This is a genomic window from Geodermatophilus maliterrae (assembly GCF_041018925.1).
Taxonomy (GTDB): domain Bacteria; phylum Actinomycetota; class Actinomycetes; order Mycobacteriales; family Geodermatophilaceae; genus Geodermatophilus; species Geodermatophilus maliterrae.
Window position 1 is genome coordinate 1 of sequence record NZ_JBFNXQ010000066.1, and the last position, 22870, is coordinate 22870.

Here is a 22870-nt window from a genome sequence, read left to right on the forward strand (position 1 = left end):
TCGGTCGGTCGTGTCGCCTGCGGTGTGCTCAGCGAGGTCATGACGTGCTCCTCCTGGTGCGGGTCAGTCGGTCGCCGAGTCGGCCGTCGGCCGGCGCTCGGACGAGGAACGGGGGGTGGGGACGGCGGACGGTGCCTGGAGGCTGCGCTCCAGGGCGGCCACCTCCTCGCGCTCGGCCGGACCCCAGGTCTCGCGGGTCATCAGCGCGGCGAGCAGGCCCAGCAGGCCGTAGCCGCTGAACAGCAGCGCCGGGCCGATCCAGCCGTAGCCGGCGTAGAGCGCGGTGGTGATGAGCGGGGTGAACCCGGACACGACGGCCGACATCTGGTAGGCCAGCGAGGCGCCGGTGGTGCGGGTCTTGGTCGCGAACAGCTCCGAGAACCAGGCGCCCTGCACCCCGGCCAGCGAGTTCTGCAGGACCGCGTAGCTGACGACGAACGCGATGACGATCGCGACCGCAGCGCCGGTGTTGACCACGAGGAACAGCGGGATGCCCCACAGCAGGTGCAGCGCGGTGCCCAGCAGGTACACCGGGCGCCGCCCGACGCGGTCGGTGAGCGCGCCCCAGTACGTGGTGGCGAAGATGCCGATCCCGGCGGCGATCATCGTCGCGGTGAGGGTGACCGACCGATCGGCCAGCTCCTCGGCGGCGACGTAGGACAGCATGAACGTGACCGACACCGCGTAGCCGGCCGTCTCGGTGATCCGCAGGCAGAAGGCGCGCAGGATGACGCGCCAGTCGTCGCGCAGCACCTCGAGGAGCGGGTTCTTCGAGAGCTCGCCCTCCTCCTTGAGCTCCTCGAACTCGGGCGACTCCTCGACCTTGAGCCGGATCACGATGCCCACCACGATCAGGATGGCGCTGAGCAGGAACGGCACCCGCCACGCCCACGAGCCGCCCAGCGGGACGCTGATCAGGAACGCCAGGTTGGCCAGCAGCAGCCCCACCGGGAAGCCGGCCTGGGTGATGCCGGTGTACAGGCCCTTCTTCCGCCAGGGGGCGTGTTCGAAGCACATGAGGATGGCGCCGCCCCACTCCGCGCCGAACGCGAGCCCCTGCACGACCCGCACGACCACCAGCAGGACCCCGGCCCAGACGCCGACCTGCTGGTAGGTGGGCAGGCAGCCGATGAGCACCGTCGCGATGCCCATGAGCAGCAGGGAGCCGACGAGGACCGGCTTGCGGCCGATCCGGTCGCCGAGGTAGCCGCCGATGATCCCGCCGAGCGGGCGCACCGCGAACCCGATGCCCAGCGTGGCGAAGGACAGCAGCGTGCCCGACAACGGGTCGTTGGCGGGGAAGAAGGCGGTGTTGAAGTACAGCGCCGCCGCGATGCCGAAACCGATGAAGTCGTAGGTCTCGATCGTCGCCCCGACGGAGCACCCGATGGCGACCTTCTTCTTGGTCGGGGTGCCCTCGATCGGGTGCCAGGCGGCGACCTCCTCGAGGTGCGGGTCGCGGACGGGTGGATGCCGCTCGGTCACGGTGACCTCCAATGGCCGGATGTGCAACGGATCCCCGTTGGACGTCGACTGTTAACAGTCAACTGCCGACTAGAGTGGGTGGTGCGGGTCACGGTGTCAAGGGTCACTTCCTGGTACCTGCATCCGTGCAGGTCGGAGCGGAGGCAGCACGACCAGGGCCACCGTCGGCGGCCATCCCGGCCCTGGAGCGACCCCGGCCTCCTCACCGCTCGACGAAGAACCCCCGCCCCGGAGCCCTTCGTCGAAGGACCTCCTCCCCGCCCCTCACGAGCTCGGGCGGCGCCCGGGAGGGGGCCGACGCCAGGCGAGGGCCGAGCCTCGGGACGGGCGACTCCTGCAGGGGCCCGCCGCGAGCGTGCGAGCGGTGGGGGGCAGGACGGCCCCGTCCAGGGCACCGCCCCGAGCGCGCGAGGGGTGGGGAGGACGGGCGGCCCTCCTGCAGGGGCCCGCCGCGAGCGTGCGAGCGGTGGGGGGCAGGAGGGTCCTTGATCAGGCGGAGGCGGTGGCCTCGGCGAAGTGCTGCGCGGCGGCCGTCATGTGCTCGTCGACGACCTGCACGGCCGCGTCGACGTCCCCGCGCTCGATGGCGTCGACGATCGGGACGTGCCGGTCGCGGGCCATCATCGGGACCTGCCAGCTCGCGCCGTTCAGGATGGCCACGCGCATCCGGCCCTCGAGCCGCTGCCAGGCCTCGACCAGCATCGAGTTGCCCGACAGCCGGCAGAGCAGCAGGTGGAAGGCCAGGTCGGCCTCCATCCGCGCGGCGGGCTCGTCCTCGTCGGAGAGCCGCTCCACGGCGGCCCGCAGGGCGTCCGCGGCGGCCTCCCGCCGGGGCGAGGCGATGACCTCGCGCACGGCCAGGCCCTCCAGGGCCGCGCGGACCCGGAACAGCTCGTGCACCTCGGCGGAGGTCAGGCTGTTGACCCGCAGCATGCCCCGGGTGCCGGCGGTGACCAGGCCCTCCTGCTGCAGGTGCCGCAGGGCCTCGCGCACGGTGCCGCGGCTCACCCCCAGCGAGCCCGCCAGCTCCACCTCACCGAGGTGGTCCCCCGGCCGGTACCGGCCGCTGAGGATCGCCGAGCGGAGCGCCTCGAGCGAGCGCTCCCGCAGCGTGCTGCGGTCCAGGGTCGACAGTGACTCCACGCTCACGCACCAGCCTCCTCGTCGGCCGTCATCCTAGCCGTGGGGCCGGTACGGATGTGCCGACTGTCGACAGTCACTCCCCAGTCCGGGGCACCCACCGCCCAGCACGCTCGACCGGCCGCCGGCCGCCGGCCGCCGGCCGCGGTGCGGACGGGCCACGGCCTCGCGATCCCGTGCCACGGGTGCCGACCGGACCGCCCGTGGACTCCGAGGGCCGCACCGAGGCCCCGCCTGATGGCGACCGCGGGGCTCGTCGCTCAGCCCTCGCCACCCAGCTCCCCGTCGTCGAGGTCCTGCGTCGTGCGCCGGTCCTCCCGGATGTCGGCACGCTCGTCCGCGTCCCGCTCGGCGCCGGCGTCGGAGGTCCGGTTCGTCGGGACCTGCTCTCCGGCCAGGGCGTCGGCGCGCTGCGGTGGGTTCTGGGTCATGGTCTCGCCCCTCGGGAGGTCGGTGCCGGGAACCGCTCCTGCGTGCGACACCCGTCGGCACGGCTCATCCTGGCCCGCCACGGCTCACCGCCGGGCACTCGACGCCCCGGCGTCCGGCCACGGGCCTCGTCGAGACGGACCCGGGCCGGGTGGTAGAGGTCCGCCTCAGGGGTCCGGCGGAGTCGACGACGTCGTCCCGTGGCACCCGAGGGGTCCGCGAGGCACCACCGCTGACGAGGAGTGGCGTCGCCCGACCACCCACGACGGCCTCCGGACGAGCAGTCTCGCCGCGTGACCGCACCCGCGCCGGACGTCCGGCCAGCCACTCCCGGGGACCGCGCGCGCATGGCCGCGGTGGTCGCAGCGGCAGGGCACCGGGATCGGGACCGCGATGATGCGCCCGGTGCTGGAGCTCTGCGACCGGCACCGCCTCCCCGCGTACCTGGAGGCCACGAGTCCCCGCAACCGCGCGCCGTACCTGCGCCACGGGTTCGAGCCGGGGGAGCCGCTGGCCCTCCCCGCGGGCGGACCGACGGTCTACCCGATGTGGCGCGAACCGCAGGGTGCCGGACCGCGCGGTGGTTCCGCGCGGTCCCGGGACGACGGCGCGGACGGGGACCGGACCCGGTCCCCGGAGGAGCACGGGCACTCAGCCCGCCGCGTCGTCCAGGACGTCGACGGTGCGGCCGCTCCTGCTCGTGCGCGCCTCCGGGACCGGACCCGCTGCCCTGAGGACCCCGCGTCCGTCGTCGGGGTCGCCCGGCACGTCCGTCACCCCTGCGGTGATCCCGTCGAGGATGCGTCGCAGGCCCCACACGTACTGCTCGGTCGAGACGTAGCCGGCCATGGTCGCTGCCGCCGCCGCGCTCCGCGGGAACCGGTCGGCCGGCGTCGCGGCGAAGGCGCGGGTCCGCGCGTCGATCCGGTCGGACTCCGGTGGCAGGGGTCCCGGTGCGTGCTGGGCGGCGACCTCCAGGGCGATGGAGCCGAAGACGTAGACGATCAGCAGGTAGGCGGCCCGCGCGGCCCCGGTCCGGTCGAGCCCGGCGTCGGCGAGCAACTCCAGGAGCCGCTCGTTCAGCGTGAGCGCGTGCGGTCCGTCCATGGGCCCGCCGATCATGAGGCCGACCGCGCCGGGGTGGGCCGACAGGTGGGCCCGCAGGTCGAGCGCGAGGGCCTCCACCCGCTCGCGCCAGGGGCGGCTGCGGTCGGCGAAGACGTCGTGGTCGACCTCGCCGAGCAGCCGCTCCACGAGTGCTTTGACGACGGCGGCCTTGTCCGGGAAGTAGGTGTAGACCGCGTTCGGGGCGACGCCGACCCGCGCGGCGATGCCCCGGACGGACGCCGCGTCGGCCCCGCCGTCGTCCAGCAGGCTCAGCGCCGCGTCCAGGATCTCGTCCTCGGTGAGGGCTCGGCGCGGACCGGGCCGGCGACGTCCGGCTTCCGTGGACATCCGCGCCACCTACCCCCTTGACGGCGACGGTCACACGGTAGGACCGTCTCTGCACAGCGTACAGATTCTGTACACCGTTCAGGGGAGTCCCGATGACAGGCGTCCACGCGGCCGACGGCCTCCGCCGCACCACCGGAGGGCTCTTCGTGGCGGGCGCTCTGGCGTTCGCCGGCGCGGCGACGGTGCTGTCCTCGACGTTCGGGTGGCCGGACGTGCTCCGGGAGCCCGCCGACGTCGTCCTACCGGCCTTCGTCGCCGGCGGCACGACCCTGGTGTGGACCTGGTTGGCCACCGCCTGGACCTACGCGGTCCTGCTCGTCCCGATCCTGCTGCTCCCCGCGGCCCTCGGACGGCGGAGCGACCCGGTGCTGCGGGTGGCCACCCACGTGGGCGCCGTCTCGGTGCTGCTCTCGCTGATCGGGTTCCTCCGCTGGGTCTTCGTCGTCCCGCCGCTGGCCGACTCCTACGTCGGCGGGGACGCCGTCACCCGCGCGGCCGTCGAGGCGGCCTGGACCGCGCAGCACCAGTTCGGGGGGGCGCTGCTCGGCGAGCACCTGGGCCAGCTGCTCGCCGTCGCCTGGTCCCTCGCGGTCAGCGTGACCATCCTGCGCAGCCGGGTCCTGCCCCGGTGGCTGGGCGTCGCCGGGCTCGTCGCGGGCGCGCTGTACCTGACCAACCAGGGCGACGTCCTCGCCACCGCCGTCCCCGGCTTCCCCGTGTGGGACCTCGGCGGCTTCCTCGGCAGTACGACCTGGGGTCTCTGGGTCGCCGCCCTGGGCGTGGTGCTCCTGCTGCGGCAGCCCGTGGGCTCTGCAGGCGCCGCTCGGGACGAGGACCGGGCGACCAGTTCGCCGACCGTTCCCTCCCCGCGATCGCCGGCTCCTTCCGGCGTCAGGAGCTGATCCCCGTGACCGGACCAGCGCCCTCCCGGACACCCTTCCTGCGCGCCTGGCTCATCTGGACCGCCGGCTTCCTGGCCTTCCCGCTGGCCGGCCTGGCCGGCACCGCCGTCGTCGGCCGCGTCGACTCGCCCGGAGCCGCCCTGGTCGGCGGCGCCGTCGCCGGCCTCGGCATCGGCCTGGGACAGACCCTGGCCGGCCGAGGACGACTCGACATCCGCAGATGGGTGCCGGCCACCGGCATCGGGATGGGACTGGGCCTCCTCCTCGGCGCCGCCGTGGTGGGCTACCGGACCTCGCTGCCCGACCTGGCCCTCATGGGCGCGCTCACCGGCCTCGTCCTCGGGCCCGCGCAGGCCCTGGCCCTGCCCCGCGGCACGCGGCTGCGCTGGACGTGGGCCGCTGCGCTGCCGGCGCTGTGGGCGCTGGGCTGGACCACGACCACCCTGGGTGGGATCACCGTCGACGAGCAGTTCACCGTCTTCGGCGCCTACGGGGCGATCAGCTTCTCCGCACTGTCCGGGCTGCTCCTGCTGCAGCTCCTGCCCGAACGCCGCGCAGCCGGCTCCCCGCCGGCGCCGGCACCGGTCGCGGCACGCACATGACCACCACCCCGCGGCACGTCGTCTTCGGCACCGGCGCGGTCGGCCTGGCCGTCCTCGACGCGCTGCGCCGCCGCGGCCAGACCGCCCGGCTGGTCAACCGCTCAGGCTCCGCCCGGGTCCCCGACGAGGTCGAGGTGGTCGGCGGGGACGCCCGGGACCCCGCCTTCACCACCGAGGTCGCCCGCGGCGCCGCGGTCGTCTACCAGACGCTGAACCCGCCGTACGCGGAGTGGACAGCCCAGTTCCCGCTGCTGCAGGCCGCGGTGCTGGCCGCCGCCGAGGCCACCGGGGCCCGGCTGGTCAGCATGGAGAACGTCTACGCGTACGGGCGCCCCGCCGGTCGCGTGCTCACCGAGGACCTCGCCCACGACGCGCACACCAGGAAGGGGCGGTTGCGCGCCCGGATGGCCCGCGAGCTGCTCGCCGCCCACGACGCCGGCCGGGTCGAGGTCGCCATCGGCCGCGCGTCGGACTACTTCGGCCCCCGAGGCGGCGCCCAGTCCAACCTGGGCGACCGCGTCTTCCCCGCGGCCATCGCCGGCCGGACGGCGACCGTGCTCGGCGACCCCGACCAGCCGCACACCTACATCTACGTGCCCGACATCGGCGAGGGCCTCGCCACCCTGGGCGAGCACCCCGACGCGCCGGGACAGGTGTGGCACCTGCCCAACGACCCCGACACCCGCACCACCCGGGAACTGGTCGATGACGTCTACCGGCAGGCCGGCCGGCCCCGCGGCCGGCTCCGGCGCCTGCCACCGGTGCTGCTGCGGGCCCTCGGGCTGGTCGACCGGACGATGCGCGAGCTGGTCGAGATGCAGTACCAGTTCGAGGAACCGTTCGTCGTCGACAGCAGCAAGATCACCGACAAGCTCGGCGCCGCGGCCACGCCGGTCGAGCAGGCCCTCGCCGACACGCTGCGGGAGTACCGCGATGGCTGACACCGACGTCGTCTGGCCGGTGGGCACGACCGACCAGGACCCCGATCCCGCCGACCGCCCGCTCGTCTTCGACCCGACGGGGTTCCTGGTCGCCGTCCTCCCCGGCGCGGACGAGGCCGACCGGGCCGCGGCGGCGCTGCGCACCGCCGGGTTCGCCGACCGGGAGCTGCGCATCTTCACCGGCGAGCAGATCCTCGCCGACCGCGCGCGCTGCACCGCGCAGCAGAGCCTGCCCCGCCGCGTCGTCGCCGCCCTCACCGACGACGAGGAGACGATCGAGCTCTACTACGGCCACGCCCGCGACGGCCGGGCAGCCCTGTGGGTCCACGTCGCCGACGACGACGCGGCGAACCGCGCCATCCGCGGCCTCGCGGACAGCCCCACGCTGCACATCCGGCACCACGGCCGGCACCGCCAGAGCGACGTCACACTCCAGCGCCCCACCTCCTGACCGAGCCGTTCGACGACGAGAGAAGAGGGTCCCGATGGCGACCACGCAGCCCAACGACCTGAGAGGTCCGCCCGCCGCGGCCGGAGGCCCGGCGACCATGACGGCGGTCGTGCAGGACCGCTACGGCCCGGCGCCCGAGGGTCTCCTCCGCGTCGCACGGGTCGACCGGCCCACCATCACCGACGACGAGGTCCTGGTGCGGGTCCACGCGGCCAGCGTGGACCGGGGCACCTGGCACGTCATGGCCGGCGTGCCCTATCCCATCCGGCTCGCCGGCTTCGGCCTCCGCCGCCCCAAGTACGCCAACCCCGGCCGGAACCTCGCCGGGACGGTCGAGGCCGTCGGCACCGGAGTGACCGGCCTCGCCCCGGGCGACGCGGTGTACGGGATGTCCACCAGCACCTTCGCCGAGTACGCGGCCGCCCGGCCGGCCAAGCTGGCCCGGAAGCCGGCCCACCTCTCCTTCGACCAGGCGGCATCCGTCCCGGTCTCCGGCAGCACCGCGCTGCAGGCCGTGCGCGACCACGGACGCGTCCGGGCCGGTGAGCGAGTGCTGGTCATCGGCGCCTCGGGCGGCGTGGGCAGCTTCGCGGTGCAGCTGGCGAAGGCGGCGGGGGCCGAGGTCACCGGCGTGTGCACCACCGCCAAGGTGGACCTGGTCCGCGCCCTGGGCGCCGACCACGTCGTCGACCACACCCATGAGGACTTCGCCGACGGCAGGACCCGCTACGACGTCGTCATCGACACCGGTGGCAACGCCCGGCTGGCACGTCTGCGCCGCGCCCTCACCGACAGGGGACGACTGGTGCTCGTCGGCGGGGAGACCGACGGACGCCTGCTCGGCGGCAGCGACCGCGGGATCCGGGCCACCCTGCTGTCGCCGTTCGTCGGCCAGCAGATGGGCACGTTCGTCGCGTCGGAGAAGGCAGCCGACCTGATCGCCCTGACCGAGCTCGTCGAGGCCGGCCAGCTCACCCCTGCGATCGACCGCACCTACCCCCTCAGCGAGGTCGCCGCGGCCATCCGCCACATGCTGGACGGGAGGGCCCGAGGCAAGCTCGTCGTCTCCGTCTCCCCCGGCCGGACGCAGACACCAGCCACAGGGAGCACGCCATGACCGATCCCCGCACCCCCTATCCCGTCCGCGTCGACGCCGCGCTCGACCCGTCGCTGTCCCGCTGGTTGTGGCTGGTCAAGTGGGTGCTGCTGATCCCGCACGTCGTCGTGCTGTTCTTCCTGTGGGTGGCGTTCCTCGCCGTCGGCGTCATCGCGTTCTTCGCGATCCTGTTCACCGGGCGCTATCCACGGTCGCTCTTCGACTTCAACGTCGGCGTCCTGCGCTGGTCCTGGCGGGTGCACCACTACGGCTACTGGGCCCTGGGCACCGACCGCTACCCGCCCTTCACCCTCGCCGAGGTGCCGGACCACCCGGCGCACCTGGACGTGACCTATCCCGAGCGGCTGTCGCGGGGTTTGATCTTCGTCAAGTGGCTGCTGGCCATCCCGCACTACCTCGTGGTGGCCCTGTTCGTCGGCGGCGGGCTGTGGCTGGGCACGCGCTACGGCGGCACGGACGGCGCCTGGGACGACGCCGCGAACGCCGGCGTCTCACTCGTCGGCCTGCTCGTCCTGATCGCCGCGCTCGTGCTGCTGTTCACCGGCCGCTACCCCAAGCCGCTCTACGACTTCGTGATGGGCATGGACCGGTGGGCGCTCCGGGTGGCGGCCTACACCGCGCTGATGACCGACCGCTACCCGCCGTTCCGGCTCGACACCGGTGGCACCGATCCCGGCTCGGTGCCCGCCGGCCCGGTTCCGCCGTCGCCCTCCGGGGTGCCGACCGCGCCCCCGCCGACCCCGGCTGCCGCCCGGTGACCCCTCGCCGCCCCGGGGACGACGCAGGCCCCGGGGCGGCCAGGGCGGACCGGCGCGGTCGCTCGACCAGCGCGTGCGGCCCGGTCAGGTCCCGGTCGTGGCGGGGGTGGCCCGTGGCCGCGGCGCAGGTCGACCTGCTCGGTCCGGGTGAGGCCCCGGCGGTGCACGCGATGGTGACGACCTGGTGACCGCGGCCGGTGGGCGCCCGGCCCACCGCGGTGCCCAGCACACCCGTCGCCCCGACCACCAGGACCGTCACGGTGTCCACCGCTGTCCACGATCGCGGTCCGGTACACGGTGAGGGTGTCGGGGTCACGGGGCGCCCCCAGGCGACCTCAGCGCGCCGCGAGCAGCTCCGCGGGGTCGGTGGAGGGCAGCTCGTGCGCCTCGGCGACCGGCTGGTTGACCAGGTGTCCGTCGAGCGTGCTCAGGCCGAGGCGCAGGGCGGGATCGGTCCGGGCCGCGCCGGTCACGCCGTGCCGCGCGACCCGGACGAGGTAGGGCAGCGTGGCCGAGGTCAGGGCCAGCGTCGAGGTGCGGGCCACCGCCCCGGGGATGTTGGCCACGCAGTAGTGGATGACGCCCTCCTCGACGTAGGTGGGGTCGGAGTGGGTGGTCGGCCGGCTCGTCTCGAAGCAGCCGCCCTGGTCGATGGCGATGTCGACGACCACGCTGCCCGGGCGCATCGCGGCGACCATGTCCCGGCTCACCAGCGTGGGCGCCTTGGCGCCGGGCACGAGGACCGCGCCGATCACGACGTCGGCCTCCGCGACGTAGTCGGCCGTCCGGGCCCGGTTGGGCGTCACGAGGTCCAGCCGCCCACCGAAGATGTCGGACAGGTAGGCCAGCCGGCTCGGGTTGGTGTCGAGGACCCGGACGATGGCCCGCATCCCCAGCGCGATCTTGGCCGCCTCGGTGCCGGACACGCCGCCGCCGATGATGAGCACCTTCGCCGCGGGGGTGCCGGGCACGCCGCCGAGCAGGATCCCCGCTCCCCCGGCCGGGCTCTCCAGGTGGTGCGCGGCGGCCTGCACGGCCATCCGGCCGGCGACCTCGCTCATGGGCGTCAGCAGCGGGAGCTTGCGGTCGGCGGTCTGCACGGTCTCGTACGCGATGGAGTCGATCCGCCGCTCGAGCAGGAACTCCGTCAGGCCACGGTCGGCGGCGAGGTGCAGGTAGGTGAACAGCTGCTGGCCCGGGCGGAACCGGTCGTACTCCGCGGGCACCGGCTCCTTGACCTTCACGATGAGGTCGGCTGCGTCGAACACCTCGTCGGCGGTCGGCACCACCGTCGCGCCGACGGCGGCGTACTCCTCGTCGGCGAACCGGGACCCGACGCCGGCGCCGGACTGCACGACGACCTGGTGACCGTCGTGCACCAGCTCGACGACGCCGTCCGGGGTGAGGGCCACCCGCTTCTCGTTGTCCTTGATCTCGCTCGGTACTCCGACGACGAGCGTGCTCACGGCGTGCTCCCTCCGGTCGGTGCCCGGTGCGGTCGCACCGGAGCGCATGTCGTGGGCCGCGGGGGTCGCGGCCCGGTGGGGTGGGCGGCCCGCATCAGACGAGGGTCTGGGCCTCGGTCAGCGTGTGCCGCAGGACCTGCTCGATCTCGTCGAACTCCGGCTGGCCGCAGATGAGCGGCGGGGCGACCTGGACCACGACGTCGCCGCGGTCGTCGGGGCGGCAGTACAGGCCGTTGTCGAACAGCGCGCCGGGCAGGAACCCGCGGACCAGCCGGTCCCGCTCGGCGGCGTCGAAGGTCTGCCGGGTGGCCTTGTCCTTGACCAGCTCGACGGCCCAGAAGTAGCCGTCGCCGCGGACGTCGCCGACGATCGGCAGGTCCAGCAGCTTGCCGAGGGTGGCCCCCAGCGCCGCCTCGTTGTCGAGCACGCGCTGGTTGAGCCCCTCGCGCTCCATGAGGTCGAGGTTGGCCAGCGACACCGCCGCCGCCACGGGGTGGCCGCCGAACGTGTAGCCGTGCGGGAACGCCACGCCGGGGCGCAGGAAGGGCTCGACGACCTTCTCCGAGGCGATCATCGCGCCGATCGGGCCGTAGCCGGAGCTCATCCCCTTGGCGCAGGTGATGAGGTCGGGGGTGTAGCCGAACTTCTCGCAGGCGAACGTCGCGCCGTGCCGGCCGAACCCGCAGATGACCTCGTCGGACACCAGCAGCACGTCGTGCTGGTCGCAGATCTCGCGGACCCGGTCGAAGTAGCCCGGCGGTGGCGTCAGGCAGCCGCCGGAGTTCTGCACCGGCTCCAGGAAGACGGCGGCGACCGTGTCGGCGCCCTCGAAGAGGATGGCCTCCTCGATCCGGTCGGCGGCCCAGCGGCCGAAGGCCTTCGGGTCCTCGGCGAACTCGGGGTGGCGGTAGAGGTTGGTGTTGGGGACCCGGAAGCCGCCGGGGGCCAGCGGCTCGAAGTCCTTCTTCATGGCGGGCAGCCCGGTGATGGCCAGCGCCCCGTGCGGGGTGCCGTGGTAGGCCACCGCGCGGCTGATCACCTTGTGCTTCTGCGGCTTGCCGATCAGCTTGAAGTACTGCTTGGCGGCCTTCCACGCCGACTCCACGGCCTCTCCCCCGCCCGAGGTGAAGAAGACGCGGTCGAGGTCACCGGGCGCGAGGTCGGCGACCCGCTCGGCCAGCTCGGCCTGCACCGGGGTCGTGTAGCCCCACACCGGGAAGTACGCCAGCTCGGCGGCCTGCCTCGCGGCCGCCTCGGCCAGCTCGCGCCGCCCGTGACCGACCTGGACGACGAACAGCCCGGACAGCCCGTCGAGGATCTTGCGGCCCCGGTTGTCCCAGATGTAGGCCCCCTCCCCGCGGGTGACGACCGGGATCGGCGTCTCCGGGTGGCGTCCCTGGCGGGCGAAGTGCATCCAGAGGTGGTCCGCGGCGCGGGCCGCCGTCTCGTCCGGCACACCGGCCGGGGGTTGCTCGATCGAGGTGGTCATGCTGGCTCCTCGTGCTCTCGGTCCTGTGGTGCCGCGGCTGCCCGGACCCTCGGCTCAGGCACCGCTCACCCGGTGGTGCGACGTACCGGCCGAGGCTCCCACGACGACGGCCGTCGACATGACTCGATCCTGGGGGCGGGCCGCTGCGCTGTCACGACACGGACTGTCCCGCCTCCATCCTCCACGGCTGCCGGGCCTCGCTCGGGGTGCCCGGAGGACGGCGGGGCACACCGGTCGCCGGCCGCGCCGGAGCGCCGTCCGGTCCGGATCCCGACGCGCGCGGAGCCCCCTCGACGAGCCGCTCGCGGCTGGGTGCTGCGTCGACGGCGGGATTTGGTCGATCGACCTGAACGGTGACGGACTCGCGCTGTCCCCTCCCCTGCGCTCCCCGTCCCGAGGATCTCGTGAGTCCGCTCCGTCGCTGGGCCGCCCTGGCGGTCCTGGCGCTGCCCGTCCTGCTCATCAGCATCGACATGACGGTGCTCGGCTTCGCCGTCCCCGCCCTGACCGCCGACCTCGGTCCGACGTCGACCGAGCTGCTGTGGGTCGTCGACATCTACTCCTTCCTGCTCGCCGGCCTGCTGGTGCTCATGGGCAACCTCGGGGACCGGATCGGGCGGCGCCGGCTGCTCGTGACCGGCGCCGTGGCCTTCGGGATCGCCTCGGTCGTCGCGGCCTTCGCGACGACGCCGGGGATGCTGATCGCGGCCCGGGCGCTGCTCGGACTCGGCGGGGCGACGCTGATGCCCTCGACCCTGGCGCTGCTGCGCTCGGTCTTCACCGACACCCACGAGCGACGTCTGGCCATCGCCGTGTGGGCGGCCGCCTTCTCCGGCGGCGCCGCGATCGGTCCGATCGTCGGCGGCGTCCTCCTCGAGCACTTCTGGTGGGGCTCGGTGTTCCTGGTGAACACCCCGGTCATGGTCCTGCTGGTCGTGGGCGCCGTCACGCTGCTGCCCGAGTCGCGCCCGCGGCCCGGACCGCTCGACCTGCTCTCCGCCGCCCTGTCGATCGCCGGCGTCCTGCCGGTGGTGTACGCGCTCAAGACGGCCGCGGAGGACGGCCCGAGCACGCCGACGGTGACGACCCTCGCCGCCGGGCTGGGGCTGCTGTGGGTCTTCGTGCGCCGGCAGCGCCGCCTGGCCGAGCCGCTGCTCGACCTGCGCCTGTTCCGGCACCGCGCCTTCTCCGTCGCGGTGGTGACGAACCTGCTCGCGGTCTTCGCCCTGCTGGGACTGATGTTCTTCCTCCCGCAGTACCTGCTGCTCGTGCTCGGCATGAGCCCCCTGGTCGCCGGGCTGTGGATGCTGCCCCTCGCGGTGTCCACCGTCGGCGGGTCGCTGTCCGCGCCCTGGCTGGCCCGCCACCTGCACCTGCGCTGGGTCATCGGCGGCGGCATGGCGCTGACCGCGGCCGGGCTGGGGGTCGCCACCCTGCTCGGGGTGGACGGCGGCCGTGGCGTGCTGGTCGTGGCCAGCGGGCTCATCGGCGCGGGGGTCGGCGCGGCCGAGGCCCTGACGAACGACGTCATCCTCGCCACGGCGCCGCCGGAGCGGGCGGGTGCGGCGGCCTCGGTCTCCGAGACGGCCTACGAGTTCGGCGGCGCCATGGGGACGGCGGTGCTGGGCACGGTCGGGCTGTCGGTCTACGCCGCCCACCTCGGCGCGGTCGAGGGGGTGCCCGGGGACGCCGTCGACGCCGCCCGCGAGACCCTGGGCGGCGCGGCGGAGGTCGCCGCCCAGCTGCCACCGGAGACGGCGGCGTCCTTCCTGGCCGAGGCCGGGCAGGCCTTCGTCGCGGGCATGGACGTCGTCCTCGTCGTCGCCGCCCTCGTCGCCGCGTACGTGGCGGTGCAGGCCGTCGTCCTCCTCCGCGGCGACGCGGGGCCCACCGGACCGTCCGCGTCCGTCGAGCGCCCGGCCGGGACGCGGGAGACGGTGACACGGTGACGAGTGCCAAGCGGGCGCACCTGCCCGTCGAGCAGCGCCGGGCCCAGCTCGTGGCGGCCGCCATGCAGGTGATGCAGCGGGAGGGGGCCTGGGCGCTCACCACGCGGGCGGTCGCGCGGGAGGCCGGCGTCCCGCTCGGCGCCGTGCACTACGCGTTCGGCGCCAAGGCCGAGCTCGTGCGTGCGGTCTTCCAGGCCGACCGCGACCGGGCCACCGCGCTGCTCATGCGGGCGGTGGAGGCCGGGGGCACCCCCACCGAGGTCCTCACCCGCGCCCTGGTCGGGTACGCCGACAGCGTCATCGCCGACCCGGGTGCCGAGATGGTGCTGCAGGAGCTGACCATGATGGGCGGCCGGGACGACGACCTGCGGGCCGCTGCCCGGGAGTCGACCGAGCAGTACCGCCGCGACGCCCTCGACCTGCTGCACCGGGTGGCCGAGGTGTCCGGTGGCACGTGGGCCGGGGACGTCGACGTGCTGGCGGAGTCGGTGCTCGGCCTGCTCTTCGGGGCATCGGTGAACTGGCTGTGCACCGGGGACGACGCGCTCTTCCGCCGGTGCGCCACGGACGCCGCGCGGGTCCTCGCCGGCCGGCTGGTCACCGGCTCCGCGGGGGACGCCGCCTCGCCGCCCCCGCCCGGCGCCGCACCGGTCCGCGCCGATCACCCCGGCAGGTGATCCGAGCCCTCGGGACGGGCGGGGTGGTGCCCGGCCCTAGGGTGACGAGCGCCACAGGCTGCACCACGAGCAGAGGAGCCCGCCATGAACGACCACGTCTACCGGTTGAGCGAAGTCGTCGGGAGCAGCACGACGGGCGTGGACGACGCCATCCGCACCGCCATCACCCGGGCCTCGAGGACGGTCCGCAACATCGAGTGGTTCGAGGTGCAGGAGGTCCGCGGGCACGTGAGCGAGGGCCAGGTCGCCCACGTGCAGGTGACGTTGAAGATCGGTTTCCGGGTCGAGGACTGACCGGCGCCCGGTCGAGCGCACCACCGGCGCCCCGGGCGCGGTCCCGGCGCCTCGTCAGCCGGCCACGGCGGTGTAGCGGGCCTTGAGCTCGTGCTTCCGGAGCTTGCCGGTGGGCGTGCGCGGCAGCTCGGCGACGAAGTCGACGCTGCGCGGCGCCTTGTAGTGGGCGATGCGGGAGCGGACGAAGTCGATCAGCTCCCGCTCCAGCGCGGGGCCGCCCTCGACGCCCTCGGGCAGCTGCACCACGGCCTTGACCACCTCCCCCATGTCGGGGTCGGGCACGCCGATGACGGCGACGTCGTAGACGGCGGGGTGCAGGGTCAGGACGTCCTCGACCTCCTGCGGGTAGACGTTCGTCCCGCCGGAGATGACCGTGAACGCCTTGCGGTCGGTGAGGAACAGGAAGCCCTCGTCGTCGACGCGGCCGATGTCCCCGACGGTCGACCAGGTCGGGTGCGCGGGGTGCTGCGCCTGCGCCGTCCTCGCGGGGTCCCCGTGGTAGGCGAAGGGCATCTCGTCGCGCTCGAACCAGATGGTCCCGACCTCTCCGGCCGGCAGCTCGCGTCCCTCGTCGTCGCAGACGTGGATGACCCCGAGGCCGGCCTTCCCGACCGAGCCGGGGCGTTGCAGCCACTGCTCGGGGCCGATGAGGGTGACGCCGTTGGCCTCGGTGGACGAGTAGTACTCGTGCAGGACGGGCCCCCACCAGTCCATCATCTGCCGCTTGACCTCGACGGGACACGGCGCCGCGGCATGCACCGCGACCCGCAGCGAGGAGACGTCGTAGGAGTTCCGCACCTCGGGTGGCAGCTTGAGCATCCGGACGAACATCGTCGGCACGAACTGGCCGTGCGTGACCCGGTACCGCTGGATCGCCGCGAGCGCGGCCTCGGCGTCGAACCGGTGGGCGAGGACGAGCGTGCCGCCGTACCGGTGCACCATGCCGCCGAAGCGCAGCGGCGCCGCGTGGTACACCGGCGCGGGCGAGTAGTAGACGGTGTCCGGGCCGAAGCCGTACAGGGGGCCGAAGACGCCGGCGACCGTGTCGCCGGGCTCGTCCACCTGCCGCTGGGGCAGGGCCGGCTGAACACCCTTGGGCCGGCCGGTGGTGCCCGAGGAGTAGAGCATGTCCGCGCCGCACGGCTGGTCGCCCAGCGGCTCGGCGGACACGGCGCCGAGCGCGTCCTCGTAGCACCCGTACCCCTCGATGCCGTCACCGTCACCGCCGAGGGCGAGCCGGAGCTCCAGCCCGGGGACGCGCCCGGCCACCGCGACGGCCAGCCCGGCGACCGACGGTGCGGCGACGAGCACCCGCGCGCCGCAGTCCTCGACGACGTAGGCGGCCTCGTCCGGCATGAGGTGGTGGTTGACGCCGGTGACGTAGAGGCCCGAACGCAGCGCCGCCCAGTAGACCTCGAAGACCTCGGGCCGGTTGTCCGACAGGAAGGCGACGTGGTCTCCCGGCCGCAGACCGGCCTCCCGGAACACCCTGGCCAGGCGGGTGGAGCGCTCGTCGAGCCGGGCGTAGGTGACGACGTCGCCGGGCTCGGCGACGACGATCGCCGCCTTCTCCGGCGTGGTCCGCGCGTGGGTCCCCGGGAACACCGGCGCTCCCCTCTCGGCCGTGTCGGCTGTGCCGCGCCTCACAGTAGGGCGGAGCCGGGGCAGCGGGCCGGTCGCACCGGTCCGGCGGGACACGGGTGCCGGGCGTGAGGCGCACCGGGCCGACCCGGGACGGGCTCAGCCGGGGGGCTCGTCGCGCAGCAGCGCCGCCAGGCCGCGCTCGAAGCCGACGTCGTCCACCGTCCCGAGGTCGGACGCCCCGGCGAGGGCGGAGGCCAGGGCCGGATAGCGCCCGGCGTACTCGGCGGGGGTGCGGACGAACCCGCCGGTGAACGGGACGAGCGCCGACCCCAGGACCAGGTACTCGATCGAGGCGAGCAACTGCAGCGCCCGCTCGGGTGACCAGCCGGCCCGCAGCAGGGCGCCCAGCGCCGCGTCGTAGGCCCGGAGCGCGGGGTCGGTCTCGACGGCCTCCCGGGCGATCAGGGCGAGCGCCTCCGGGTGCGCCCGGAAGGCCCGGCGGTAGCTGTGCGCGAAGGCCGTCACGCCCCGGCGCCAGTCGGGGTCGTCGAGGCAGTCGGTGTCGATCTCCTCGTCGATGAGCTCGACCACCGCGTCGAGGATCTCGTCCTTCGAGGAGACGTGGTTGTACAGCGACGGCGACTGCACGCCGAGGCGGCCCGCCAGCCGTCGCACGGTGAGGGCCGCGGCGCCCTCCTCGTCGAGGATCGTCAGCGCCGTCCGCGCGATGGCTTCCCTGGTCAGCACCAGGTCGGACCGCCGTCCCACGCCCACCCCCACCAGTCCGTGCCACCGAGAGTTCGGCGGACCCCTTCCCGGGGCGCCGGTGTGACGCTAGTCTCCGCTCCTAACTAGCGTTGCTAGTTAACCAGCCGACACACCGGAGGACGCGCGATGGCCGACGACTTCGACCGCGAGCTGCAGGCCCGGCTCGCCGTGATCGAGGACCCCGACTACGTCGATCCCGCCCGGGCCGACCTGCCCGCGCGCGACCTGGTGCTCCTCGTCGTCCTCGGCGCGGCGCTGATCGTGGCGATGATCTGGTGGAGCTACCCGGCATGAGCGAGCACGTGCGCGCCCGGACCGCCGCGGCGCCGGAGATCAGCACCGACGCCGGGACCAGTGACCTGCCCACCCTCGCGAGTGAGCGGATCTGGGGCTTCTGGTCCTTCACGTCGGTCAACGTCGGGCTGGCCATCGCCACCTGGGCCTTCCTCAGCGGCGGGACCCTGGCGGTCTTCGTCGGCGCCGAGACGGCGATCGCCGCCAGCGTCATCGGCAACCTCATCGGCGTCGTCCTGGTGTCCCTGACGACGTGCATCCCGTCGGCCAAGTACGGCCTGGAGCAGTACACGGCACTGCGCAGCGTCTTCGGCGGCACAGGTTCCCGGGCCCTGGTCCTGGTGCTGTTCCCCCTCGCGGCCGCCGGCTGGAACGCGGTCCTCGCGATCATGTTCGGCCGGGCCGTCGTGAACGTCAGCAACTCCGCGCTGGGCACCGACTTCGGCCCCGAGGGCGGGATGGTCGTCACGGCCGCGCTCGTGGCGATCCTCGGCTCGTGGCTCCTGCTGGTGAAGGGCCCGGTGTCCATCGAGTGGGTCAACAAGTTCGTGGCCCCGGCCCTCGTCGTCATGACCGTCGTCATGCTCGGGGCGGTCTTCACCGAGCACTCCTGAACCGACCTGCTCGCCGCCGAGCCGCTGGCACCCCTCGGCGATCCCGGGCTGGACTGGATGATCGCGCTCGAGCTGAGCCTGGGCGTCGGGTTCTCCTGGTGGACCATCCTGGGCAACCTGGCGCGGCTGACCACCACCCAGCGCACCGCGTTCTGGCCGAACACGCTGGGGCTCTTCCTGGCCAGCGTCGTGGCGGGCGTCGTCGGCTCGTTCGCCGCCCTGGTCCTGGGCGACGCCGACCCGACGGTGTGGATGGTGCCGCTGGGCGGGGCCGTGCTGGGCGTGCTGGCACTGGTCTTCGTCGCCTTCGCCAACGTGACGAGCATGGTGGGCCAGACCTACTCCGGCAGCCTGGCCATCCGCCGCGCCGGCGGCGCAGCCACCCGGGGACTCCCCTGGCCGGTGCTCGCCGGTCTCCTGTTCGCGCCGGCCGCGGTCGTCGTCTTCTGGCCGGCCGCCATCTACGACAACTACTTCAAGTTCCTCGCCTGGGTGTCGCTGGTCCTGGCCCCGCTGTGCGCGGTGTACTTCGTCGACTTCTTCCTGCTGCGGAAGCGGACCCTGCACGTCCGCGACGTGTACGAGCCGGAAGGGGTCTCCCGCTACAGCTTCTGGCGGGGGGTCAACCCGGTCGCCTTCCTCGCGGTGGCCGCCGGTGCGCTGACCTACTACGTGCTGCTCAACCCGATCACCTTCGAGTCGGCGTCGGTGTTCCGGTACACCACGGCGACCCTGCCGGCGTTCCTGGTCAGCGGCGTCGTGCACTACCTGCTGACGCGCCTCGTCGTCGTCCCGGCCGGGAAGGGTGGCTATGTCGAGCGGGAGGGTCTGCATGTCGACCGAGCGAGCTGACCGGACGACGCTGTACCGCGGCGCCCCCGTCGTCACCGGGCCGGACTCCCCTCCCGCGGAGGCGCTCGTCGTCCGCGGCGACCGGCTGCTGCACGTCGGCACCGAGGAGCGGGCGAGGGAGGTGGCCGGCGCGGACGCCGACGTGGTCGACCTCGCCGGGGGGCTCGTCGTCCCGGGCTTCGTCGACGCACACACGCACGTGCTCATGACCGGGGACGCGCTGACCCGGGCGCACCTCCGGGACGCGCACGACCTCGCGGAGATCCAGCGGCGGGTCCGCGACTGGGCCGGGGCGAACCCGGACGCGCCCCGAGTCCTGGGCCAGGGATGGCTGTTCTCGGCCGTTCCGGGCGGTCGACCCACGCGCGAGGTGCTCGACGCGGTCTGCGCGGACCGGCCGGTCTACCTCGACGCCAACGACTACCACTCGGTGTGGGTCAACAGCCGGGCGCTCGAGGAGCTCGGCATCACCCGGGACACCCCCGATCCGGTCGGCGGCACGATCGCCCGGGACCCGCGCACGGGCGAGCCCACCGGCCACGTCGACGAGACGGCGATGCACGACATCGTGTGGCCGTTCCTCGCCGCGCAGCGCACCGACGCCGACCGGGACCGCCACCTCGCGGCCGCGGTGTCCGCGTACGCGGCCGCAGGGATCACCGGCGTGGTGGACATGGCCGTGGACGAGCACGGGCTGGCCGCGATGGACCGCGCCCACCGCGCCGGCGACCTCGCCGTCCGCATCGTGGGGCACTGGTTCATGGAGCGCGTCGGGGACACGGCCGGGCACCTGGCGCAGGTGGCGACGGCGGCCCGGCTGGCCCGGGAGCACCGCTCCCCCTGGCTGCGCATGGCCGGCGTCAAGTTCGTGGTGGACGGCGTGATCGACGGGTGCACCGCGGCACTCACCGCCCCGTACTCGAACGGAGCGCTGCCCGAGCCGATCTGGGACCACGACGCCCTGGCCCCGGCCGTCGCCGCAGCGGACGCCGCCGGGCTCCAGATCGCGATCCACGCCATCGGCGACCAGGCCGTCCGGGTCGCGCTCGACGCGCTGCAGCACGCGGTCGAGCGGAACGGCGCGCGTCCGCGGCGGCACCGGATCGAGCACCTGGAGTACGTCGACCCCGCCGACGTGCCGCGCCTCGCCCGGCTCGGGATCACCGCCTCCATGCAACCGGTCCACGCGGACCCCGCCGTCCAGGACAACTGGCGCGCGATGCTGGGCGACTCCCGCGCCGACCGCGGGTACCCGTGGCCGGAGTTCTCCGCCACGGGCGCCCGGCTCGCCTTCGGCACCGATGCACCCACCGCGCCGCACTCCCCGCTGCGCAACCTCTACATCGCGGCGACCCGACGGTCGGCCCTCGACCCGTCCCTGCCGCCGAACGTCCCGGGCTTCGCGCTGCCGCTGGCCGACGCCCTCCGTCACGCGACCCACGACGCGGCCTGGTCCTGCGGCGCGGAGGACGAGCGGGGACTGCTCACCCCCGGTCGTCTCGCGGACTTCGCGGTCGTCGACCGCGACCCGTTCACCGAGGGGTCGACTCACTGCTCGAGGCCCGCGTCGTGCGGACGGTCGTCGGCGGGGTCACGACGTACCGGGAGGGCTGACAGCGGACCGGCCGGCCCCGCTGTCAGCCCGGTCGTCCGGCGGCGGGGTCGGCCGTCCACCAGCCGGGTGGGCAGCGCCGTGGCCGTGGGGTCGGCGCCCGCGTCCCGCTCCCGTCCCAGCAGCACGCAGCCGCCCACCGCCTCACCCACGGGGCCGGGCACCCGTGGTCCGATCCTCCGCGTCCCGCGCCGACGGCGTGCGGGACCGGCATCGACCCCCACGGGGCCACGGCCAACAACGCCAACGTGTCGGACGTCACCGTCAGCTGCGTGCGGTCCTCGGACGACTTCGGCACCTACGCCGTCGGGTTCCGCCTGCCGGCGCTCAAGGCGAACGAGAGCTACGACATCGCCCTGCGGGAGAAGCTCTCGGGCGTCCTCCGGGACTCGCTGGTGGTCACGACCGGCCAGTCGACGGACAGGACCACTCTCTCGGCTGCCTCCGACGGCCACCTCCGGGTGCCGGCGCTGCGGGCGACCGTCACGAAGCTCGTCGGCGGTGTCGCGACGGCGACCTGGGCGGTGAACACCACGGGGCAGTGCGGCTGGAACGACCCGGCCGACCTGCCGGTCGTCGAGGACATGTGGCACCACGAGGAGGACGCGGGCCGGCAGTCCTACCGGATCACCAACACGTCCGACTTCGTGGAGAACGTCCACGTGCTCGCCACCGGCACCTTCTACGGCACCGGCGGCTACGTCGGCTCGACCGGTGACCTGGTGCGGCAGACCGTCGCCCTCCAGCCGCGCAGCTCCGTCCAGGTCGAGAGCACGGGTCTGCTGCCCTACGGCCCCTGCGGCGTGTACACCGCCTGGACCGCCGCCGGCGGCGGCGTGAACTCGGCCTCGCACACGTGGACGAGCGAGCCCCGCACCGAGGAGTGGGACCTCCGGGACGGCCACAACGGTGGGCTGGACTGCTCCCCGGACGACGACTGACCGTCGCGCCGCCCTCAGATGCGGGTGGGGCGCCTCGCGGCGAGCCGGCGCAGCTCGTCCCGCATCGCCCCCGGGGCCTCCAGCGGCAGGAAGTGCGTCGCCGGGAACTCGCGGTACCGGGCCCCGGGCACGGCGACGGCAGCGGCCCGGACGTCCGCGACGTCGACGAGCGTGTCGTACCGGCCCGCCAGGAAGGTCACCGGACACGACAGCGACGACAGGTCGAGCGGAGCGTGGTCGGCGACGGCCACCGCGAGGTGCCGGAACCAGCCCCAGTCGTGCTCGGCGAACTCGCCGACCACCGTGGCGAGCGCCCCGAGGCGCGCGGCCTCCGGGGTCGAGCGTCCGGCGACCGCCGGCGCGAGCAGGGTGTGCCACGGCTGCACGCTGCGGGTGAGGACCGGCAGCAGCGGCCCGATGACCGGCAGCAGCCGGCTGCTCAGCCGCCCCACCGGAGCCCGCAGGCGGCGGGGGACCCCGAGCGGTCCGAACAGCGAGGAGAAGCTGCCCCCCGGTACGCCGGCGACGGCCAGGACGCCGTCCACCCGTCCCGGGTCCTCCAGTGCCAGCTCGAACGCGACGTTGACCCCCAGCGACCAGCCCACGACGGTCGCGGCCGGCAGGCCGAAGGCGTCGAGGACCGCCCGGGCGTCGGCCACGTGGTCCTCGATCTGCACCCGGCCGGGATCCCGCGGACGGCGGGACGCCCCGAGCCCGCGGTGGTCCCAGCCGACGACCTGGAAGCCACTGTCGTCGGACACGACGGCCGGCCAGGCCGACGGCGAGGCCCCCAACCCGTTGCACAGCAGGACGGGGATCCCGCTGCCGGCCGACCACGCCCGGATGGGCGTCCCGTCCGGGCCGGCGACGTGCAGGGACCTCGTGCGGGGTGTTCGGCGACTGATCGGATCCTCCTCGGCGCGAGTGACCGTGGGCCGGTGCCGGTGCCCCGGACGCGGAGCACGGCCTCTCCACGAGGCTAGGGGGGACGACGCCCCCGGGACCGGGGCTCGGCAGGATGTGACCAACCGGACAGGGCCGGACCGGGCC

23 protein-coding genes are annotated in these 22870 nt (G+C 74.3%); 14 read left to right on the forward strand and 9 right to left on the reverse strand.

All coding sequences use genetic code 11. The annotated features are described in order from the left end of the window. Positions 1 to 63 precede the first annotated feature (63 nt). The 4 genes from ABQ292_RS18180 to ABQ292_RS18195 all read right to left on the reverse strand — a co-directional run bounded on the left by ABQ292_RS18180 (position 64) and on the right by ABQ292_RS18195 (position 4509). Positions 64 to 1485 carry an MFS transporter gene (locus ABQ292_RS18180; protein ID WP_369208978.1) on the reverse strand — a complete coding sequence of 474 codons (1422 nt, stop codon included), beginning with the start codon at positions 1483 to 1485 and terminating at the stop codon, positions 64 to 66. Positions 1486 to 1974: 489 nt separating this feature from the next. After that, a complete protein-coding gene (locus ABQ292_RS18185; protein ID WP_369208980.1) occupies positions 1975 to 2634 on the reverse strand; it encodes a GntR family transcriptional regulator in 660 nt (219 codons plus the stop codon). Positions 2635 to 2885: 251 nt separating this feature from the next. Next, positions 2886 to 3056, reverse strand: a complete 171-nt coding sequence (locus ABQ292_RS18190; RefSeq protein WP_369208982.1) for a hypothetical protein — start codon at positions 3054 to 3056, stop codon at positions 2886 to 2888. Between the two features lie 649 nt (positions 3057 to 3705). Continuing rightward, positions 3706 to 4509, reverse strand: a complete 804-nt coding sequence (locus ABQ292_RS18195; protein ID WP_369208984.1) for a TetR/AcrR family transcriptional regulator — start codon at positions 4507 to 4509, stop codon at positions 3706 to 3708. A 92-nt stretch (positions 4510 to 4601) separates the two neighbouring features. Between ABQ292_RS18195 and ABQ292_RS18200 the strand changes: the two genes are divergently transcribed. From ABQ292_RS18200 to ABQ292_RS18225, 6 genes are read left to right on the forward strand one after another with little or no spacing between them, the layout of a single operon-like run. Further along, the gene (locus ABQ292_RS18200; protein ID WP_369208986.1) at positions 4602 to 5411 is read left to right on the forward strand and encodes a DUF4386 domain-containing protein; all 810 of its coding nucleotides are present in this window, start codon (positions 4602 to 4604) and stop codon (positions 5409 to 5411) included. Positions 5412 to 5416: 5 nt separating this feature from the next. Next, on the forward strand, positions 5417 to 6013 hold the full coding sequence (locus tag ABQ292_RS18205) for a hypothetical protein (RefSeq protein ID WP_369208988.1): 597 nt from the start codon (positions 5417 to 5419) through the stop codon (positions 6011 to 6013). Then, the gene (locus tag ABQ292_RS18210) at positions 6010 to 6954 is read left to right on the forward strand and encodes an NAD-dependent epimerase/dehydratase family protein (protein WP_369208990.1); all 945 of its coding nucleotides are present in this window, start codon (positions 6010 to 6012) and stop codon (positions 6952 to 6954) included. The genes ABQ292_RS18205 and ABQ292_RS18210 overlap by 4 nt, the downstream gene beginning before the upstream one ends. Continuing rightward, entirely contained in the window at positions 6947 to 7405 is a 459-nt protein-coding gene (locus ABQ292_RS18215; RefSeq protein WP_369208992.1) for a hypothetical protein, read from the forward strand. Before ABQ292_RS18210 ends, ABQ292_RS18215 begins: the two co-directional genes overlap by 8 nt. A gap of 34 nt (positions 7406 to 7439) precedes the next feature. Beyond that, positions 7440 to 8522 (forward strand): NAD(P)-dependent alcohol dehydrogenase, encoded by a 1083-nt coding sequence (locus ABQ292_RS18220; RefSeq protein WP_369208994.1) that lies wholly within the window; start codon positions 7440 to 7442, stop codon positions 8520 to 8522. Further along, on the forward strand, positions 8519 to 9280 hold the full coding sequence (locus ABQ292_RS18225; RefSeq protein ID WP_369208996.1) for a DUF4389 domain-containing protein: 762 nt from the start codon (positions 8519 to 8521) through the stop codon (positions 9278 to 9280). The genes ABQ292_RS18220 and ABQ292_RS18225 overlap by 4 nt, the downstream gene beginning before the upstream one ends. A gap of 335 nt (positions 9281 to 9615) precedes the next feature. Here ABQ292_RS18225 and ald read toward each other — a convergent pair whose 3' ends face one another. Together ald and ABQ292_RS18235 are read right to left on the reverse strand one after the other, a co-directional pair. Beyond that, on the reverse strand, positions 9616 to 10746 hold the full coding sequence (gene ald / locus ABQ292_RS18230; protein ID WP_369208998.1) for an alanine dehydrogenase: 1131 nt from the start codon (positions 10744 to 10746) through the stop codon (positions 9616 to 9618). A 94-nt stretch (positions 10747 to 10840) separates the two neighbouring features. Then, positions 10841 to 12235, reverse strand: a complete 1395-nt coding sequence (locus tag ABQ292_RS18235) for an aspartate aminotransferase family protein (RefSeq protein WP_369209000.1) — start codon at positions 12233 to 12235, stop codon at positions 10841 to 10843. 404 nt (positions 12236 to 12639) lie between these two features. On the opposite strand from ABQ292_RS18235, the gene ABQ292_RS18240 reads away from it, so the two are divergent. The 3 genes from ABQ292_RS18240 to ABQ292_RS18250 all read left to right on the forward strand — a co-directional run bounded on the left by ABQ292_RS18240 (position 12640) and on the right by ABQ292_RS18250 (position 15155). Next, positions 12640 to 14184, forward strand: a complete 1545-nt coding sequence (locus ABQ292_RS18240; RefSeq protein WP_369209002.1) for an MFS transporter — start codon at positions 12640 to 12642, stop codon at positions 14182 to 14184. Then, a complete protein-coding gene (locus ABQ292_RS18245) occupies positions 14181 to 14861 on the forward strand; it encodes a TetR/AcrR family transcriptional regulator (protein ID WP_369209004.1) in 681 nt (226 codons plus the stop codon). Before ABQ292_RS18240 ends, ABQ292_RS18245 begins: the two co-directional genes overlap by 4 nt. Before the next feature lie 84 nt (positions 14862 to 14945). Further along, on the forward strand, positions 14946 to 15155 hold the full coding sequence (locus ABQ292_RS18250) for a dodecin (protein WP_369209006.1): 210 nt from the start codon (positions 14946 to 14948) through the stop codon (positions 15153 to 15155). A gap of 54 nt (positions 15156 to 15209) precedes the next feature. Here ABQ292_RS18250 and ABQ292_RS18255 read toward each other — a convergent pair whose 3' ends face one another. Further along, positions 15210 to 16760 (reverse strand): AMP-binding protein, encoded by a 1551-nt coding sequence (locus ABQ292_RS18255; RefSeq protein ID WP_369209008.1) that lies wholly within the window; start codon positions 16758 to 16760, stop codon positions 15210 to 15212. Between the two features lie 135 nt (positions 16761 to 16895). Further along, positions 16896 to 17486, reverse strand: a complete 591-nt coding sequence (locus ABQ292_RS18260; protein ID WP_369209010.1) for a TetR/AcrR family transcriptional regulator C-terminal domain-containing protein — start codon at positions 17484 to 17486, stop codon at positions 16896 to 16898. A gap of 147 nt (positions 17487 to 17633) precedes the next feature. Between ABQ292_RS18260 and ABQ292_RS18265 the strand changes: the two genes are divergently transcribed. The 5 genes from ABQ292_RS18265 to ABQ292_RS18285 are packed head-to-tail and all read left to right on the forward strand — an operon-like array spanning position 17634 to position 21820. Next, complete coding sequence (locus ABQ292_RS18265; RefSeq protein ID WP_369209012.1) at positions 17634 to 17801, forward strand: hypothetical protein; 168 nt, start codon at positions 17634 to 17636, stop codon at positions 17799 to 17801. Further along, on the forward strand, positions 17798 to 18415 hold the full coding sequence (locus tag ABQ292_RS18270; protein WP_369209014.1) for a purine-cytosine permease family protein: 618 nt from the start codon (positions 17798 to 17800) through the stop codon (positions 18413 to 18415). Before ABQ292_RS18265 ends, ABQ292_RS18270 begins: the two co-directional genes overlap by 4 nt. 57 nt (positions 18416 to 18472) lie before the next feature. Continuing rightward, complete coding sequence (locus ABQ292_RS18275; RefSeq protein ID WP_369209016.1) at positions 18473 to 19267, forward strand: cytosine permease; 795 nt, start codon at positions 18473 to 18475, stop codon at positions 19265 to 19267. Then, the gene (locus ABQ292_RS18280; protein ID WP_369209018.1) at positions 19248 to 21407 is read left to right on the forward strand and encodes an amidohydrolase; all 2160 of its coding nucleotides are present in this window, start codon (positions 19248 to 19250) and stop codon (positions 21405 to 21407) included. Before ABQ292_RS18275 ends, ABQ292_RS18280 begins: the two co-directional genes overlap by 20 nt. Next, the gene (locus tag ABQ292_RS18285; protein ID WP_369209020.1) at positions 21404 to 21820 is read left to right on the forward strand and encodes a hypothetical protein; all 417 of its coding nucleotides are present in this window, start codon (positions 21404 to 21406) and stop codon (positions 21818 to 21820) included. Before ABQ292_RS18280 ends, ABQ292_RS18285 begins: the two co-directional genes overlap by 4 nt. A 14-nt stretch (positions 21821 to 21834) precedes the next feature. On the opposite strand, the gene ABQ292_RS18290 is transcribed toward ABQ292_RS18285, so the two are convergent. Continuing rightward, positions 21835 to 22725 (reverse strand): alpha/beta fold hydrolase, encoded by an 891-nt coding sequence (locus tag ABQ292_RS18290; protein ID WP_369209036.1) that lies wholly within the window; start codon positions 22723 to 22725, stop codon positions 21835 to 21837. Positions 22726 to 22870 lie beyond the last annotated feature (145 nt).